At 37.7% G+C, this 18609-nt stretch carries 18 protein-coding genes; 7 read left to right on the top strand and 11 right to left on the bottom strand.

What is annotated here, in order from left to right; genetic code table 11:
- Positions 1-49 precede the first annotated feature (49 nt).
- Together ltrA and JN080_RS07815 are read right to left on the bottom strand one after the other, a co-directional pair.
- Entirely contained in the window at positions 50-1294 is a 1245-nt protein-coding gene (gene ltrA, locus JN080_RS07820) for a group II intron reverse transcriptase/maturase (RefSeq protein WP_256235378.1), read from the bottom strand.
- Positions 1295-1830: 536 nt separating this feature from the next.
- Entirely contained in the window at positions 1831-2568 is a 738-nt protein-coding gene (locus JN080_RS07815) for an MMPL family transporter (RefSeq protein WP_256235495.1), read from the bottom strand.
- A 316-nt stretch (positions 2569-2884) separates the two neighbouring features.
- Between JN080_RS07815 and JN080_RS07810 the strand changes: the two genes are divergently transcribed.
- Complete coding sequence (locus JN080_RS07810; protein ID WP_256235377.1) at positions 2885-4246, top strand: TerD family protein; 1362 nt, start codon at positions 2885-2887, stop codon at positions 4244-4246.
- Positions 4247-4333: 87 nt separating this feature from the next.
- Here the strand turns inward: JN080_RS07810 and selB are convergent, their stop codons facing one another.
- Positions 4334-6214 (bottom strand): selenocysteine-specific translation elongation factor, encoded by a 1881-nt coding sequence (gene selB, locus JN080_RS07805; protein WP_256235376.1) that lies wholly within the window; start codon positions 6212-6214, stop codon positions 4334-4336.
- 334 nt (positions 6215-6548) lie between these two features.
- On the opposite strand from selB, the gene JN080_RS07800 reads away from it, so the two are divergent.
- The 3 genes from JN080_RS07800 to JN080_RS07790 all read left to right on the top strand — a co-directional run bounded on the left by JN080_RS07800 (position 6549) and on the right by JN080_RS07790 (position 8980).
- Positions 6549-7829, top strand: coding sequence for an Nramp family divalent metal transporter (locus JN080_RS07800; RefSeq protein ID WP_483861539.1), 1281 nt, complete (start codon positions 6549-6551; stop codon positions 7827-7829).
- Positions 7830-8078: 249 nt separating this feature from the next.
- Positions 8079-8231 carry a YpzG family protein gene (locus tag JN080_RS07795; protein WP_256235374.1) on the top strand — a complete coding sequence of 51 codons (153 nt, stop codon included), beginning with the start codon at positions 8079-8081 and terminating at the stop codon, positions 8229-8231.
- Positions 8232-8449: 218 nt separating this feature from the next.
- Entirely contained in the window at positions 8450-8980 is a 531-nt protein-coding gene (locus tag JN080_RS07790) for a hypothetical protein (protein WP_256235373.1), read from the top strand.
- Positions 8981-9299: 319 nt separating this feature from the next.
- Here JN080_RS07790 and JN080_RS07785 read toward each other — a convergent pair whose 3' ends face one another.
- The 3 genes from JN080_RS07785 to JN080_RS07775 all read right to left on the bottom strand — a co-directional run bounded on the left by JN080_RS07785 (position 9300) and on the right by JN080_RS07775 (position 11890).
- Positions 9300-9500 carry a cold-shock protein gene (locus JN080_RS07785; RefSeq protein WP_163243153.1) on the bottom strand — a complete coding sequence of 67 codons (201 nt, stop codon included), beginning with the start codon at positions 9498-9500 and terminating at the stop codon, positions 9300-9302.
- A gap of 273 nt (positions 9501-9773) precedes the next feature.
- The gene (locus tag JN080_RS07780) at positions 9774-10118 is read right to left on the bottom strand and encodes an ArsR/SmtB family transcription factor (RefSeq protein ID WP_256235372.1); all 345 of its coding nucleotides are present in this window, start codon (positions 10116-10118) and stop codon (positions 9774-9776) included.
- A 26-nt stretch (positions 10119-10144) separates the two neighbouring features.
- A complete protein-coding gene (locus JN080_RS07775; RefSeq protein WP_256235371.1) occupies positions 10145-11890 on the bottom strand; it encodes a SulP family inorganic anion transporter in 1746 nt (581 codons plus the stop codon).
- Between the two features lie 613 nt (positions 11891-12503).
- Here JN080_RS07775 and JN080_RS07770 point away from each other — a divergent pair.
- Entirely contained in the window at positions 12504-13295 is a 792-nt protein-coding gene (locus JN080_RS07770) for a TIGR00266 family protein (protein WP_256235370.1), read from the top strand.
- Positions 13296-13609: 314 nt separating this feature from the next.
- Here JN080_RS07770 and JN080_RS07765 read toward each other — a convergent pair whose 3' ends face one another.
- The 4 genes from JN080_RS07765 to JN080_RS07750 form a co-directional block, all read right to left on the bottom strand.
- Positions 13610-15073 (bottom strand): DUF4153 domain-containing protein, encoded by a 1464-nt coding sequence (locus JN080_RS07765; protein WP_256235369.1) that lies wholly within the window; start codon positions 15071-15073, stop codon positions 13610-13612.
- Positions 15074-15144: 71 nt separating this feature from the next.
- On the bottom strand, positions 15145-15780 hold the full coding sequence (locus tag JN080_RS07760; RefSeq protein ID WP_256235368.1) for an HAAS signaling domain-containing protein: 636 nt from the start codon (positions 15778-15780) through the stop codon (positions 15145-15147).
- Entirely contained in the window at positions 15761-16108 is a 348-nt protein-coding gene (locus tag JN080_RS07755) for a PadR family transcriptional regulator (protein WP_256235367.1), read from the bottom strand. Before JN080_RS07755 ends, JN080_RS07760 begins: the two co-directional genes overlap by 20 nt.
- Before the next feature lie 136 nt (positions 16109-16244).
- Positions 16245-16433 (bottom strand): hypothetical protein, encoded by a 189-nt coding sequence (locus JN080_RS07750; protein ID WP_256235366.1) that lies wholly within the window; start codon positions 16431-16433, stop codon positions 16245-16247.
- 329 nt (positions 16434-16762) lie between these two features.
- Here JN080_RS07750 and JN080_RS07745 point away from each other — a divergent pair, with 329 nt between their 5' ends.
- Positions 16763-16969 carry a methionine aminopeptidase gene (locus JN080_RS07745; RefSeq protein ID WP_256235365.1) on the top strand — a complete coding sequence of 69 codons (207 nt, stop codon included), beginning with the start codon at positions 16763-16765 and terminating at the stop codon, positions 16967-16969.
- Positions 16970-17114: 145 nt separating this feature from the next.
- Here JN080_RS07745 and JN080_RS07740 read toward each other — a convergent pair whose 3' ends face one another.
- Complete coding sequence (locus JN080_RS07740; protein ID WP_256235364.1) at positions 17115-17540, bottom strand: universal stress protein; 426 nt, start codon at positions 17538-17540, stop codon at positions 17115-17117.
- Between the two features lie 212 nt (positions 17541-17752).
- On the opposite strand from JN080_RS07740, the gene JN080_RS07735 reads away from it, so the two are divergent.
- A complete protein-coding gene (locus tag JN080_RS07735; protein ID WP_256235363.1) occupies positions 17753-18571 on the top strand; it encodes a GDSL-type esterase/lipase family protein in 819 nt (272 codons plus the stop codon).
- The last annotated feature ends 38 nt before the right edge of the window (positions 18572-18609 follow it).

The raw sequence follows: 18609 nt of genomic DNA, 5'->3' as shown, positions 1-18609 counted from the left end.
GAGCCTCTCACAGAACCGAACGTGAAAGTCTCCCTTCATTCGGCTCTTGTTATCCAATTGTCGGGCGTATCCCCATTTGCCAGTGATAAAACAGGTTTGGCTGCGCTTTTGCCACTCGCACCAGATATCTAAAAGCCCTAGCTTTACTTCTTTTCACTGTCTTATACTTAAATCTTATAAACCTGACTAATGTAAGATTCACAAAGTCTAGTATCTTTCTTGCTTCACTTGCACAGAATTTAGAAAAGTAATTTGCCCAACCACGTAAGATTGGATTCATAATCTCTGCTAGTTCCTCTAGCGAATATAGCTTATTTTGCTTTCTAATTTCACATATCTTGCCCTTTAGGCTTTGTCCTGCATTTTTGCTAACAGCGGGAGTAAAAGAATGGAAGAAGTTACCATATTTTGACTTAGCCCATCTCCGCCTAAATGTGTAACCCAAAAAGTCAAACGACTCATTTTCGTGTCTATTTGGAAATTTATCACTTCGACAGTATACGATTTTTGTTTTATCTGGATGTAATTCTAACTTGCAAGACAACATCCTTTCATCGAGATTTCTTAATAGTCCTTCTGCTTCCTCTTTGGATTGACAGTGAATTACTGCATCATCGGCATACCTTGCCCATGGATTCAGTGGATATTTTATTTCCATCCATCTGTCAAATACATAGTGTAAAAAGAGATTTGCCAATACTGGGCTAATCACGCCACCTTGCGGTGTTCCTGAGTTTCTTTCCCTTATTGTACCATCTGGCATTAATATAGGAGTCTTTAAGAATCTTTCAATATATAGAATTACCCATTTATTGTTGGTGTGCTTTCGGACTGCTTTCATCATCAGTTCGTGGTCGATGTTGTCAAATAACCCTTTGATATCAAATTCAATTAACCATGCCATTTTCCAACATCTTTGTCGAGTTATTCCCACTGCATCAATTGCTGAACGATTAGGTCTATAACCATAAGAGTCAGCACAGAATATCGGTTCCACAAAGGACTCAAACTTCATTCGAACTACCATTTGTGCGATTCTATCCTCAATAGTTGGTATACCAAGCATTCTCTTTTTCCCATTCTTCTTCGGGATTTCAACACCTTTTACCGGTTTAGGAAAATAGCTACCAGAAGACATTCTATTCCAAAGCTTGTATAAATTATTCTTCAAATCCTTATCAAATTCTGTGAAGTCGACTCCATCAATACCCCCAGCGCCTCGATTCGCTTTTACACGTTTGTACGCTTCCAGTACTTGATGTTGTGAAATCTCAAACGATTTTCCTTCTTTCATTAAATCCTCCCATTTCTGGTTGCTCAATTTCCGAAGTATAGATAACAGAATTCCTTCGCTCCTTTGCCATTACAGCAATTTCATCACTACTACGAATTCTTCCGTATCTGTATTCAGCATCACTACTTTCACCCTTGTCAGTTCATCGCTTGGGTTTTTCGCTTATCATCAAAATACAGACTTCTCCTGTTCCTTGTAAGAGCCTATGCCACACTCCTGCAACCTTTACGCCGACAGTCATCTGAGCAGTAATCAGGTTTCTTTCAGACTGGTCCTAGAGGTGTCAAAAGCCCCTAGTTTTGACTGTATGGAAGTAGTAACGACGCTTCATCGGATTGTTCACTTTCGTTCAGCTTCATGGCACGCACCTGACTAATTTTGTTAGCCTTTTCCATTTGCGCTCAGCACCACAACTTTTGATTGCAGCACTCAAAGGCGGTTTGAAACCTGTACCTGAATACCGATTTCGAGGGGCCATCCCTCATCTCTTACAAAGCATTAATTTCCCGTGATTTCACTCCTTTTGATACAAGAAACTATTCAGGACACACTTTGACATATACGTATCCAAAACTTTGGCAAAGTCCTGACCATTTAATACATCCTGTGGGAATATAAAATCCATTTTGCTTTTGGTTAGAAACACCTGCAAGATAATCCTGTACAGAATTTAAACCCGTCGAAACCTGGTTAAGGCCGTCTACGCTTTGGGTTAAACCATTTGTTAACTGGTCCATTTGCCCGCAATTCACTTTGTCTACTAACATAGCAACAATCGATTGTGCGGATAAATACCTTATTCCAACTGTTACCAAAGGAATGAGCGGGGCAACTACCGAGCGAAAAACTAACAGCAATACAGCAAGAATAAAGACAACAGTAATTCCCTCTGTTTTTTTCAAGCCTTCCTGGGAGTTGGTCACCAGATCCCCGTCTATCATCCAGCTGCCTGTATAATAGTGTTCCAGTTTCGTATTGTCGATAGCTTTATATAAATCTTTTGATATTTCTTTTCCTTCCCTGCCATTTGTCAATACCTTTAAGGAAACAAGTATAGTCTTAATATCCTTTGAAACAAACTCATTCTTTAATTTTTTTTGCTTAAAGTGGGAGGTAATTGAAGTAATACCAAGCTGTTTTTCGTGATCTTCAAGCTGATTCACTGCTTTTCGAGCCTCAGAGAAATCTTCGGTTGTCAGTTTTTTGTCACTGTGAAAAACAAGTGCTGTCTGAACATCCTTGCCGCTGTTTTCCTTTGCATGAACTTCTTTTATTCCTCATCGGGGAACACAACTCGTGGAACATCCAAATGAATTAGATTTAGAGCCATTGATTTTGGCTAAAAATTGACTTCTAAAATTTTGCAAACTTGCTTGAAAGCAAGTAAAATCCGAATAAAAGGAGCCTAAGTATTTCTGGATTTTTTACGGTTGGGGATGGAACCTGTGGAAAGAGGAAATTCTCCAACTCCGGATATAAAATGGTATATGATCATAATCGCTTGAAACTTTTTGTCCATTTAACCGTATATAGTAACATCTTGACAAAGGTTATTTTGGATCATACATATTATCTTAAGGAGTGAATAATTTGGGTGTTAAACTCAGTAAAGGCCAAAAAGTTGATTTAACCAAAGTACATCCTGGTTTACAAAATGTTGTTGTCGGCTTAGGTTGGAATGCTAGTAACCTAAGCGCCAGCTTTGATTTAGATGCATCTGCTTTTTTATTAGGAGCAACAGGCAAGGTCCAAAGTGATGCTGATTTCGTCTTTTATAATAATCCGACGGGCGGGAACGGTTCGATCATATACAGCGGTGACAATCGAATCGGTACAGGTGTATCCGATGATGAGCAAATTAGGGTCGATTTAAATAAAGTTCCGGCCCATATTCAGCGAATTGCTTTTACAATCACGATTCACGATGCTCAAGTAAAAGGGCAAAGCTTCGGTCAAATCGGACAGTCCTATGTAAGAATTTTCAATGAGAAATCAAATGAAGAACTTTTGCGATTTGACCTTGGTCGAGATTTTACAGTTGAAACAGCCATTGTTGCCGCTGAATTGTACCGGTATAACGGCGAGTGGAAATTCAATGCGGTTGCGAGCGGTTTCCAAGGCGGTTTGGCAGCACTATGCGGTAACTTTGGTGTGCATGTTGATGATGAGCCAACTTCTGCTAATACAGATGCTCCAATTCAACAGTCTTCTTATAATAGGCAAAACCAGTCTGGGTACGCGTATCCACAGCAGACAAGCCCAGCCTATCCATCAACACCTTCTTATCCAGCAGCATCTCCGGCAGCTCAAACCTATGGTGGGGAACATCTTGTTTGCCCTCGCTGTGGTTCAACAAATATTCGCACCGGGGAAAAAGGCTTTGGACTTGGAAAGGCAGCGATTGGCGGCCTAATTCTCGGACCAATTGGTTTACTTGGCGGTTTCATCGGCAAAAATCAGTTAAAACTCACCTGCCAGGCTTGCGGAAGATCATGGTCTCCTAACCAAACGGATTATATGGAATGGGCAAACCAACAAAAACGAAGGGCACAAGAGTTATTTACTAGATACAAAAGTCAAGATGTGTTGGAAGCAGTTGTGGCTGCATGTGCATTAGTGGGGATGGCAGATGGCCGCTTAGATGTTTCGGAACGGCAAAAAATGATGGAATTTATCCATCAGAGCGAGGAATTACGTGTCTTTGATTCCCAAAAAGTCATGGATAAATTTAATCAGTTCGTTAAGCGAATGGAGAATGATCCCATTATTGGCCGGGCTGAGGCCTATCGTGCCTTGGGTAAGGTACGGTCAAAGCCAGAAATTGCCAGGCTGATTGCTCGCTTTTGTATTGCAATCGGCTATGCGGATGGTCATTTTGATCAAAATGAAAAGCAAATGGTTAGTGAAATTTGCCGAGAACTCGGCTTAAACCCCGCAGAATTTCTAGATTAAGCAAATAAAACATCCTTCCTTACTTACATAGGAAGGATGTTTTATCCTATAGCTGAAAATGCAATGCGAACTCGTTAATAAAGCTTTTTATTGCCAAATCCTTTTATTTTCCACTCTTTTTGTCAGCTTGAGTGCATCTAATTTTTCTAAAAATGGAATTATATACTTTCGGGAAAGGTCAAGAATTTCTTTTGCATCGCCCACTTCAAACTCAGAACTTGTCTGGCTGCGAAGTTTTTCCACGGCCTGCCCAAACAGCTCTCCGAAATAAGCAAATTGATCGTCAAGTATAACAATCTGTCCCTGCTCCTCTAGGAATCTCCTTAAATCACCAACAAGTGTTTCAGGAATACCTGCACTCGTTAGGTAATCATTTAAATAGTGAACCTTTAAGCCATCCTTTTTCAGATCGGCCAGCATGTTTTCAACCCGCTTTTGCCAGCTCGACGGAACGTGTGGACTGAAGCTTGCTAATGTGACAAATTGCCCTTTTCTGGTAAAAACTCTAGTAATAATTGCATTTTCAATCACATAATCAAGCAGCTGTTTGCTAAATCTCGCGTGCATGGTTTGCAAAAGCTCTGCTTTATTGACACCCGTTTTCATCGGATTTTTTTGATGAAATAACTGAAGGTGATCATAAATATCTTCCTCAATCAATTCAATTGTTGTTCTTAGGGTGTATTCCTTTCCATTGTAAAGTACAAATTCTTGATTTTCTAAATGGCTCATTAAGAGATCTTCTTCAAGTGCCGTGCGCTTGATTAACTCGCTGAGTGGCAACGACTTTGCTTCATAAAGGGCAGCTGTGATTCGCTCTGTTGGCGAACCAACCTTTTTCTTTTCAAGTTCTTCAATTGTTTGCTTTCCAAATCGGTATTTTTGACCTCTTGGATCAATCACCCAGCCGCCTCCAATTGTTTCCTGCGGACTTGGCCGGCGAATAATAAACCGATCTCCTCGTTTCGTTAAAATATCTTCTTCAAGTCGGAGCTGGCAGAGGATTTCACCGTTCCCATCCTTTAATTCATTTCGATCAAAAAAAACAATCCGACCCATAACTTCCGTCGTGCCAATATGGAGCTTAATCGGCATCCGCTGTTTGATCATATGTTCAAGGTCCTCCACAACTCGGATTGCCACATCAATCGTTCTTGTAATAATAAAATGTTCAGAGGAAACGAGAACATCTCCTCGTTCTAACTCTTCCTTCGGTACCCCTGAAAGGTTTATAGCCGCTCGCTGTCCAGCAAAAGCCATTTGAGCCTGCTTGTGGTGCACTTGAATTTGCCGCGCTTTTACCTCTAATCCCCTGGGCATAACAAGCAAGCTTTGTCCCTCCTCAACAGTTCCTTCATACACTGTGCCTCGGACGACAGTACCTTGTCCTTTTACTGTAAATACCTGATCAATCGGAAGACGAAAAGCACCCTTCGTATCACGCATTTCTTGTTCCTTTAAAGTTTGGATAATAAATGTCTTTAACTCCTCGATACCTTTATGAGAAATACTGTCAACAAACACAAATGGAGCATCTGCAAAAACAGTCCCTTGCAATTCCTCTAAAATATCATCCTTAACCAGTTCAATAAATTCTTCTTCAACTCGGTCTATTTTCGTAATGGCAATAATGCCTTTCTTAATTCCCAAAAAGCCCAGAATATCAAGATGTTCTCTTGTTTGCGGCATAACTCCTTCGTCAGCAGCAACAACAAGAACCACTAAATCTATTCCGGCAACTCCCGCGATCATCTGGCGTATAAAACGTTCATGGCCAGGAACATCGATAACGGATATTTGGATCTCTTCATCTTCAAATAATGGAGCAAAACCAAGCTCAATTGAAATTTGCCGTTCTTTTTCTTCCTTTAATCGATCTGTATCAACATTCGTTAACGCCTTTGTTAAGGAAGTTTTCCCATGGTCAATATGTCCTGCCATACCGATCGTAAAATACCTTTTATCCAAATTTGTCACCTACTTTGCCTATCTTCATAATTTAATGTAGCGTGAAAGCGGATTTTGTTCAAGAAAACTTTCATTAAATTGTGGTTCACATAATTATATTGACGATTCTTCCAAATAATATTGGTGTATCCATAGCCTTCTTATGTGTATTTTCAACATAATATTCTTAAGTTTTTTATTTTTTTAAGCACTTTCTTACACAAATGATAAGAAGTCTACTATAATGGATTTATAAAGTTGCATTAGGGAAACAATTATTCATTGTTTCACAAAGCTTGCATTAATGAAAAATAGAAAAGGATGGTGTCCTGTGGGCCAATCAAACTCAGTTGCTATCAAGCGCGCACGTTCCAAAGAACAACGGACAATTTCGGCTGCAAGAGATGCCATTAATGGAAAAGTAAAAGGGATTCGTGCCCTTTTACCATTTCTTGGACCAGCTTTTATCGCTTCAATTGCTTATATAGATCCAGGTAACTTCGCCACTAACATTCAAGCTGGTGCCCGTTTTGGCTACAAAATGCTTTGGGTTATTGTTCTTGCCAACCTAATGGCTTTGCTTTTGCAAAATATGTCAGCAAAACTAGGTATTGCTACAGGGAAAAGCCTGCCGGAAATATGTCGGGAATACATGCCAAAGCCACTAACGATGACAATGTGGATTGTTTCAGAGTTAGCCGCAATGGCCACCGACCTCGCCGAATTCTTGGGTGCTACACTTGCTTTAAATTTATTAATAGGGATTCCAATGCTATATGCAACAATCATGACCGGGATTGTCACCTATTTAATTTTAATGTTAGAAAAATATGGATTTAGGCCATTAGAAAAATTCATTGCTGCCTTCGCTGTCTTAATTGGACTTTGTTATTTAGTCGAAACCATTTTGTCTAAACCAGATTTTACGCAAATTGCTTATCACAGCGTCATTCCTTGGATTGGGAATAACGAGAGTATCCTGCTTGCTGTTGGTGTAATTGGTGCAACGGTTATGCCGCATGCCATTTACCTTCATTCAAGTTTGACACAAGGCAGAATAATTCCCAGAAATGATTCAGATAAAATCAAAATCCAAAAGTTTAGTACAAAGGAAATTATCATTGCCATGACACTCGCTGGTTTTGTGAATTTATCAATGATGTATATGGCTGCCTCTGTATTTAATGGCAGTGGGAATAGTCAAATTGCCAACCTTACATCGGCATACCACACGTTAACACCGCTTCTTGGACCTGCAGCTGCAAGTGTATTTCTAATTTCTTTACTTGCATCAGGTTTATCAAGCTCTGTAGTTGGAACAATGGCTGGACAGGTAATCATGCAAGGTTTCGTTGGCTTTACGATTCCGTTATGGGTCCGCCGCCTTGTCACTATGCTTCCAACCGTCGTCATTGTCGCCCTAGGGACAGATCCAACCTCTACCCTTGTTATCAGCCAAGTTGTATTGAGCATTGTACTTCCTTTTCCAGTAATTGCATTAATTTATTTTACACAAAAGAAAGATTTAATGGGTGTCTTAACAAATAAAAAGTACATTACAATTTTAGCAACTGCAAGTGCATTGCTAATAGTAGGTTTAAACATATGGTTAATTTTCCAGACCTTTGCAGGCTAGAGGATACTTCCATCGGGAATAAGACTTCATCAATTGTTAAATTTAAATGAGCATAGAGAAATTCTAGGCTCATTTTTTGTTTTCCTTATTATTTTGGTTAATTCCCCCTGACCTGAATCCTAACTTTAGATAATATTTTGAACTTTTCTTCATTTATATTTCCGCTTTAATTAACAAACGATATAACTGATATTCCAGAAATGGATATCGACTCGTTTCACAGTATCCTAACGTTGAGGTGATAAAATAATGAGTTATCGAGATCAGTTAGATGAACACTCTGAGCTTTTTCACCAAAATTGGACTAGGCCGAAGCGTCAAAAATCACAAGTAAACGGAGAAACAAAACGCTCCCAAAACAACATCATTTTGCGAAGCAACGCTAAGGCACACCGTTGGTAGGATGCAGCAAAAGAAACGAAAAAAAGACGCTCAGGCGTCTTTTTTTTCATTTCTTTTTCAATAAATAAAGGAGTACGACAGTTTTTGTCATTAAATGTCGATAAATACTTTTCAACTTTAGCTATAAGTACCAATTATTTGGTAATTATAGCTAAAGAATAAATTACCAAATAATTGGTATTTTGTTTTTTAGTTACTATAAGGCATGAGGTTAACCGATGGAAAAAACAAAAATACAAGAATATAAATGCCCACTTGCAGCCTTATTATGGTCTTTCACCCTACCTGGTTTTGGACAAATCTATAATGACCAATTTTTTTTAGGAATTATTTTTATGTTTTGTGAGCTTGGTGTGAATAATTTTTCCCATTTAAATTTATCGATAATGGAATCTTTTCACGGAGACTTTAAGAAAGCACATGATCTAATTAATTATCAATGGGGAATCTATTATCCCTCTATTTGGTGCTTCTCCATGTGGCAGGCCTATAATAGAGCTTTGGCCATAAATGCACAGCTCAAAGGAAAAGTAAATAAAAAATATGAATTAGTAGGATTATTATTTGGGTTTACATTCGGAATGGATCTAGGGATTTTTTGGCATTTTAGTTTTATTCCACAAAGTCAGGTTAATCCAGTCCAATTTCTGTCAACCCCAGTCTTTTCCGGACTTATTATTGGACTGCTACTAGGATTAACAGGACATTTCATCGAGGGAAGGATCAAGCGGCATTATCGAATTTTGTAGCAAGTGTCTTTCCTCCTTTAAAGCTTTTTCTCAAAAACCGTATAGAGAAATCGGGAGCTGCTTCGAGGTCCCGAACAAAGTAAAAAACCATTTTTAAGATAAAGACACTTGAAGGGTTCATTATCACTGGTTTTTAGGCTTATTTTTAATAATTTTAAACAGTACCATAAATAACAAGCCAAGATTTTTTTGGTAATCCGGGTTTATTTGTTCATTAATTGGGAAAACTATTTTTATAATCTTACTATTAACAATAAACAATAAAAAACAGCCTGGCATAAAAGCCAGACTGCTATAAAATGGTTACACACCATTATTTTTATTTTTTAACTACGTTAGCGGCTTGTGGTCCACGAGCACCTTCAACTACGTCGAAAGAAACTTCTTGGCCTTCTTCTAAAGTTTTGAAACCTTCAGTTTGGATAGCAGAGTAATGAACGAATACGTCGTTTCCGTCTTCAGCTTCAATGAATCCGAAACCTTTTTCAGAATTGAACCATTTTACTTTACCGTTTTTCATGTAAAAATTTCCTCCTATTGGCTTACCATAAAGCCATGTGTAAAATTCACCAATTAACAACGTTGACAGCTTTATTTTCACTATCTTATCCAAACTTTGGTTAAAACTTTGAACAAGCCTGATACATAAAACCTAACACGTGTAACGGCTTCCTTAAATTTAACATAATTTAGGTGAAAAGTCAATGTAGAACCCTAATTTCTCTACCCTTCGTAACTCAATAAAAAATCAAAGGCGACAATGAGAGAATGCCGTCTTTGATAGTATAAAATACTAATTTTCTGATGATTCTTGGTTCTCATTAAATTTATCCAGCATGGTAATGGTATCTACCAAATGATTGTTGAAAATTTGTTTCGCAACAGCCAAAAGCTCAATAATCATTGGATCCTTTAAGGTATATACCACTTTATTACCATCCTTTGTTCCCGATACGATATTTTTCGCCCTCAAGACAGTCAATTGCTGGGAAACAGCAGAACCTTCACTGCCAATAAGGGATTGAAGTTCATTTACATTTTTATCCCCTTCAGACAATAGTTCAAGAATCCGAATTCTTAGTGGGTGTGCAAGTGCCTTAAAAAAATCCGCTTTAAAACGCTGCATTTCAAGATTCAAATCTTACTTCCTCCTCGTTCCTATTCCTAGTATGTTGGAGAGAGTTCTCGTTTGCTTTCAACAGTCTCAACTGCCGATAGCTTTTTACATTCCTTAAATGCAAAATGTTTACAGCCTAAACATTTGTTTTTTTCCAACTGGGAAAGGCCATAATCGATCGCTTCTCCTGTATGTTCAAAGAAATGTTCCGGGCCTATACTCTCAAATAATCCGGTCTTTTTCAACACATTTTCAGGCTGCTTATTTATTCCTGATACTAATACTATACCACTTTTCGAGAAATTTTTAACAATACTGGCTAAATTCGCTTCCCCTGTAGTGTCCATAAATGGAACCCTGCCCATTCTCAGTAATAGTATTTTGGGCCGGTAATTGATTGTGCTCATAATGGTTTTTTCAAACATTTGGGCAGCGCCAAAGAATAATGGACCTTCGATATTAAAAATACTAATTTGCGGGCAATCATGTGTATCGGTAACCATTTGAGTCTCTATCCTTTTATGTTTGTTATCTGGATTTGGCAGCGCTTTTTGAGTAGTCATGACATCACTCATTCGTTTTGCAAAGATGATTACCGACATGATCAAACCAACCTCTACCGCTACTGTTAAGGTAACAAATACGGTTAGAATAAATGTGACCAAAAGAACCAATGAATCACTAGTTTTTGTCTTTAATATATGGGCAAAAACCTTTCTTTCACTCATGTTCCAAGCCACAACCATTAGAATTGGTGCCATACTTGCCAATGGAATATATGAAGCATACGATGCAAAAAATATTAAAATTAGTAAGACAATAGCACCATGAATAATTCCAGAAAGAGGTGAAACTGCACCATTTTTAATATTTGTTGCTGTCCGTGCTATTGCTCCTGTAGCTGGAATTCCACCAAATAACGGAGTAATCATGTTGGCAATTCCTTGGCCTATTAGTTCTTTATTACTATTATGACGGCTGTTCGTCATCCCATCTGCCACAACAGCTGATAGTAATGATTCAATTCCTCCAAGCATGGCAATGACAAAAGCTGGCTTTAACAGTTTAATAATTGTTTCTAAATCCAAATTAGGAATATGAAAATGTGGCAATGAATTTGGAATTTCACCATAACTTGTTCCTATTGTTGCAACGTGACTTGGATAAAAGAGTGTCGCAACTACAGTAGATAAAAGTAAACCAATCAGCGGTCCAGGGACCTTTGGCACTAATTTTGGTGTTAGAATTAACGTAATCAAACATATAACAGCGGTCAAAACACTGTAGATGTTCAGGGTGTTCATATGCATAATAATTTCTTTTAGGTTCAGGATAAATTCTTCGTGCTTTTTTAAACCAACGAGTCCAAGAAAGCTAGAAAGTTGACCGGCAAAAATGGTAACGGCAATTCCAGCAGTAAACCCAATTGTCACTGGTCTTGGGATAAACTTAATTAATGATCCCAATTTAAAAATACCCATTAAAAGCAGGATAACACCTGCTAAAAAACCAGCGATAAGAAGGTTTTCATACCCATATGTCATTACAATTCCGAACAGGATGGGGATAAAAGCTCCGGTAGGACCACCAATTTGGTATTTAGATCCTCCAAACAATGAAATAAAAATCCCTGCAACAACAGTTGTGTAGATCCCGTACTCAGGCTTTACACCTGAAGCAATGGCAAAAGCCATACCCAGTGGAATTGCAATGACGCCCACAATCAATCCAGAAATAAGATCTTTTGGAAGACTGCTTAACGAATAGTGCTGAAATCGCTTGTCAAAAAACATAACAACCCTTCTTAGTTTTGTATTTTTGTATATCTGATTATTTGAATATAAATGAATTAGCTTGGCAAATCAAGAACTTTTTTTCACAAAAATGTCACAAATTTTTCCAAAGATTCAAACAAAAACCGACAAAATTTATCTTGTCGGTTTTGTTTCGTATTGAAGGTTCATGTTACTTATACTGTGGTCTCACTTTTTAATTGTTTAACTATATTCAGATCGATTCTACCAAGCATGCATTTTAGGTTATTTACTATTTCTTTCGCATTCGGGTCCAATATCATTTAGTCTCCCTTCTATTTTTATTTTATAATGTTGAATAAAATTTTACATAAATTTTAACAATTCTAAAACATCTCACTTTTTCAACTTTCTCTTAGAGTCTTGCCATTTTCTCGATGCCATGGTATATTAGATAGGCGATGAGCTGAGTTGTGTAAGTCGAAGAACATTCCTTTATGGAGCACACTATGTGGAGTGTGGTTTTTCGCCTCAATATCGACAAAGGCACCTGTTAATCAGGTGCCTTTTTTAATGTATGAAAAGATAGCATATTTTTCCTTATTCTTTTAAAATTAGCTTGAGTACAAATATCAATTGAAGGAGGTAACCCATGAACACTCACGATATTGATTACAAAATTTACGGCGATGATATGCAGTTTGTTGAAGTCGAGTTAGACCCGCATGAAACAGTTGTCGCCGAAGCTGGCGGTTTCATGATGATGGAAGATGATATCCAGATGGAAACAATTTTTGGTGATGGCTCCAGTAGCGGCGGCAGTGGCTTAATGGGGAAACTATTCAGTGCCGGTAAGCGAATGCTTACAGGCGAAAGCTTATTTATGACTGCTTTCACCAATCAAGGGCTTGGAAAAAAACGCGTCTCCTTCGCTGCACCATACCCTGGAAAAATAATTCCGATGGATTTAAGTGAATTAGGCGGGAAAATTATCTGCCAAAAGGATGCATTTTTAGCTGCAGCAAAGGGTGTGTCAATTGGCATCGAATTCCAGCGAAAAATTGGGGCCGGCTTCTTTGGCGGCGAAGGATTTATCATGCAAAAACTGGAAGGTGATGGGTTAACATTTGTGCATGCCGGAGGCACCATCCTAAAAAAAGATCTTCTCCCAGGACAAACATTACGAGTTGATACTGGCTGCTTAGTTGCAATGACAAGTAGCGTCCACTATGATATTGAATTTGTAAAAGGGATTAAAACGGCTCTTTTCGGTGGTGAAGGTTTATTTTTTGCTACTTTAAGAGGTCCTGGCTCAGTATGGATTCAATCGTTGCCGTTCAGCCGGCTGGCAAGCCGCGTTTTTGCAGCTGCTCCACAACGTGGGGGTGCCAAAGATGAAGGCAGTATCGCCCGCGGTTTGTTCGAAATGTTCGATGGGGACTAGAAAAGTGGAAGCCCACGAACTACGGAATGTCTACTAAAAACGCCACGTCCTTTTGCGAACGTCGACGTCAGCACATCCTGTGCAAGTCCACTTGGCGCTGCAGCTAGAAAATTAGAAAGACAAAGCGCTTGTTTATTGTGTATGTTAAAAGGACCATTCCTCGGTACTATAAGTACTTGAGGACGGTCCACTTTTTTACTAAACCTTAATTTTTTCAATTACATGTTACAATTTATCTGGCCTTCAACTTAATTTTCAAGTAGCAACTTTAACAGTACAGTGAAGAGGTATGCCTTCGTTAATTCGTTCTTCCACTAATTCAGTTTCATTTTAAGAAGTTCCTTCTTCACCTGCTGTTTTTTCAGGTTATACGATTGCCAGGAATCCTCCTCTCGATTAAATTGTTCCTGTCGTTGTTGCAGGATGGTTTCTAAAGTTGGAATAGTTTTATCTTTTTCATATAAGGAAATTAAACCAAGTACACCGGTATATGACAAAGAATTCAAGTATTGAACATCAACCTTGCCACTCGCTTCAAATCGATTGATATTTTTCGCTACAACCAATTGATTTAAATCGACCGCATTAATTGCTACATAATAAACGAGTGAAATGATAAAGACAAAATGGGCTAATGACAAATTTTCGATCCAGACCTTGACCAATGTATAGGCAAAAATAATGGCTAGAAAAATCATAAACGAGTGAGCGAGAATTCTTGTAAAAGTAAACCCATAAGCATCCTCGTACATACCTAGGCGCAAAAAGGCGGAACAAAGCATTACTGCGCTTGATAGAACAAGAATTGTCAGCATTATTTGTGTAAGTCGATTGAATACCTTTGAGCCCCGGGTTACAAACGTCAAAACTGCTACTATCACTGACAAATTAATGATCGAAACAAACAAAAGCTCGAAAAACCCTTTCCGTGCATATTGCGCAAACGTAAAGTTCCCTTGTAAGGTTCCCCCAAAAAAATATTTGAATTGCACAAAAGTAAATAAAAGATAAACAAGATTCATTACGACTAAGATGGTAAAAACGATAATCCCATCAAGTTGAAAAAATTGTTTTTCCGGTTTGGTCTCAATTATTTTTATCTGCTTTTTAAGGAGAACCTGGAGGATGCCAAAAAATAGAGCAGTTGTTAGCAAAATAATCATGATTCTTGTAATTGTTTCAGCGTTTACTATATTGAACCATTCCGGAAATCCCCCTACCAGTTGTTTAAATTTAGAATCCGCCGACATTAACAGCGTCAATACAACAGCCAGGATAGGAATTGAGATAATTAAACCAATTATGACTTTTTTCAATATTTGCAAATGGCTTTGATCCATCCCTTTTTTAGCATTTTTTCGATAGGAGGAAGCAAACGCACCATTGTATTTGATGGCCTCAATTAATCTTGAAAATAAATATGCTACAAATGGCAGCCGATTCCATTGCATTTGATGCGGACTTGTGACTAAAACAATGTGAAACAAAACCAACCCTGGAATAACCAATATATTTAGGAAGTAAAAAAATGGGGTGTTATGCACGAAATAGGTTGCTGCCAACAGCCAAATGCAAATTAATACAAACCAGCCCAAACGTTGGTGAGAAAATGAAAAGTGGTGATACCTCCAATAGAACACACCATAAAAAGCAACAATAAACACCATATAAGAGATACCAATTTCAATACCGCGAAAAAATGACTCTTCCGAAATTATCCCAAGAAATAAACAGGCTAACAAAAAGAGCCAATCTGATTTACTGATTTCTTTTTCCATAAGGAACTCCCCCTGATACATTTTAATTCTATATACATAGAAATTCTATGTATATAGGTAAAAAAATTTGCTTATATCGACGCCTTCTTTCCCCATCGATAACCGAGAATGCAAACAGGATAAAGAATAATGGTAAAGAGGATACAAGCAATAATAAATGATTTTGTTAATAACGGCGCAAACCACGAATGCGGAATGATCTTAAAAACAGTCAAAACCATTAACATCAGGTTGGGGATAAGGGAAAACAAAAACGTCTTTCGCAAAAGGATTCTCCCCCCATGTCCAAACCCCCTCCCAATTTCATAACCCAACAAGGCCCAAAAAAAGAGATAGACAAAAGCAATCATCGTCGGAATTGAGGTCAAGTGGTTCCAAATGATGGATAACCATTTCCATTCATAAAGATTATGTACTAATGTTAGAAGACTGCCGCCAGCAAACAGGAAAATGTTAAAAAGAATAAAAAGCCATTTCATCCTGCTTGGCGTAAAGGACAGTTCTTCTCTCCACATTTCGGCAATCTCATTAGGTTCTCCGAGTCTGGAAATAAGCAATTCCATTGTTGCTTCCTTTTTCTCGCCTAAAATTTCGATGAAGATTTCATCAATATGTATCTCATATTCACTTAAAATATTCTCTTTATCTTGATGATCTTCAAGTCCCTTTGCCAGTTCATCTAAAAACCTACTCTTCAGCCGTTCCATGCTTTGATCTCCCCATTACCTTGTTCATGACTTGAACAAAATCCTGCCACTCGCGGGTTTTTTCGAGTAAAAGCTCTTTACCGGGTTTGGTGATTCGATAGTACTTACGTGCCGGGCCTTTTTCCTGCTCATGCCAATAATATTCAATGTACTCTTGCTTTTCTAGTTTGTGCAGTGCAGGATACAACGTCCCTTCTTTTACGCTTAAATCATTGTCGCTGCGCCGCTCTAACTCCTTAACAAGCTCGTAGCCGTACATATCCCTTTCATTTAAGAGCTGAAGCAAAATCAATGATGTACTTCCTTTTACCAATTCGCGATTAAACATTTTTTCACCTACCTAGATATATTAGGTATATAGAAATTCTACAATAGAAGGAAAGGTTTGTAAATAATTAAATTGAAAAAAATTCCGCAGGAGTTTTTTTACCTGCGGAATTAAATAGTTTATTACTTTTGCGTTATTACCATTTATACTCTGAAAGTGGTTTTTTCCGTGTTTGCCTCTGGATAATCTGATCTCTTTCGCCGCCATCTGAAAGCTCCTCAGAAAATTCATGTCCATTCTTATTTCCAACTAGGCTTTTTGATGTTTTGATCGTTATTGGAGATAAATTATTATTCGGTGCTGCCTCTTCATTCAATTTTTCCATTTCACTTATCCCTCCACCTTTACTGTTAGTATCCAAAAAAGGGAGAAATCTATACATCAATTCGTGTATCAAATTTTTGGGAAATAAGCCTCTGTTCCCGAAATTTATTATATTCATATTTGTTAATTTCATAAATAAAACTAGATAAAATCACATATTAAATACAAAAAACATATGATAATAATAGGAATAAACTTACAATATTTTTCCAAGAAACTATTGCTGTGGAAAAATGGATTGAAAAAGAAGACAGCCTCCCTTTTTATATTTAAATATAATTGCATAAATATTCCATTTTTTCCCCATACTTTAAAAACGAGGTGATGAAAATGGGATTACTCAACGCTTATAATCAATGGAAAGAAAATAAATATCAGAACTTTGTCACTGGAATGAAGGAACAAGGCAAGTGCCCTGATTGCCAAGGTCGAGGATATACGGTTTACCCCTATAATGAATTTGCCTACTTTAATTCGTATGAATGCCCAGGGTGTCAGGGGAGCGGATTGTACCAGGACTGGGAACAAACAAGATGAATTATTGCTTGCCAGAAAGGTTATGGGAAAATGAGGTTAGCTAAAATAAATCCGCTTTCCATTGAGGAATAGCGGATTTTTATTTACAAAAGGACTACTGAGCCGTTTTACTAATTAGTGCACAGAGCTATTGAAGAATCTAAACCTATTTTATGATTAATACTGGACAATGGGAGAGCTGAGAAACTCTATGACTGACGCTGCCTAGCATCATTTCCTTAAATGGTCCCAAGCCGCGGCTCCCGATGACAATTAACTGAAAAAGACCATCCTTTGCCAGCTTAATAATTTGTGTGGCCGGATCACCTTCAACATAATGAATATCCGCTTGAATCCCTTGTGATTCAGCCATCCATTTTCCTCTGTTTAACAGTTCCTCGCCTTCCTTACGCATGGAATCATAAACCTCGTCTATTGAATCGATTACCATACCTTGTGGGATAGACAAACTTTTTCCCACATTAATTAGACTAAGCTTTGATTGGTTTTCTTTTGCCAGGTTTAATGCTGTTTCAAATGCCTTATTACTCATATCAGAACCATCGATTGCTACCAGAATTTTGTTGAACATTATGTATTCCCCCATACGGTAAAATTTTGGATACGATTTCATTGTATCACTTTTTTTTAATGTAGCTGTTGAAAAATTTACATTCTCCCTGCCTTTTACTTTTTTGTAAAGCTCTCCTACCCAACTGACATATTTAATTATGTTGGAAAAAAATGCCCCGATTATTTTTTGTTAGGATAATTGTTATAATAGAGACATCAGGGAGTGAAAACATGAAAATTTTAAAATACCTCTTTGTATTTGCCTTGATCATATGCCTTGGGATATCTGCTTGGATTTACTATCCTCAATATCAAATTCATAAAATGAAAAACGAGACGATTGAAGTAAATACAGACAGTGCAAAAGTTACCTATCTAAACTTTTTCCGAAAATCTAAAGCACCGTTTATTAATCATCTTGCTATTGGCGATTCTGTTATTCACGGAGTGGGATCGCAACAAAATCAAGATCTTGTCTTCCAATTTTCGAACAAATTAGGGAACCAAACTCATAAAAAAATCCAATTTCAAAATGAAGGCATAAATGGAATTACGAGCGGTGAGCTAAAGGACCTGGTTCAAGCAGGCAGGTTTGATGAGGAAATAAAGAAGTCGGATATTGTAACAATTAATGTAGGCGGAAATGATATTCTTAAAATGGTAAATGAAAGCAATTTCGCTAACGCCATCCAAAAATTTGATCAATTGCAAACCACTTTTTCAAATAACCTGGCCCAGATAGCAGCAAGAATTAATCAGTTAAATCCAAACACTACTATAGTATTTTTAGAGCTGTATAATCCATTGGTTCCATCTGATCAGTTTTACCCCATTGCTGATAAATTGCTGCCAAAGTGGAATTTTAAAATTTATGAGGTCGCAAATCGCTATTCATCGTCGATTGTTGTTGAGACAACGAAGGTAATTAACGGTGAAAAGTTGAAAAACCTATCATCCGATGGCGTTCATCCTAATTCTTCTGGTTACGCAGCAATCTCAGAGCAAATGATTTACCAATTTAAGCATCAATATCGAAAAGTATCCGTTTAAAAAGCGAAGGAGACCAAATTCCTTCGCTTTTTTATATT

The organism is Bacillus sp. EB600, assembly GCF_024494385.1.
Taxonomy (GTDB): Bacteria; Bacillota; Bacilli; order Bacillales; family Cytobacillaceae; genus JAEVLT01.
Note: the sequence above shows the minus strand (reverse complement) of the source record. Positions and strands in the feature narration are given on the sequence as shown.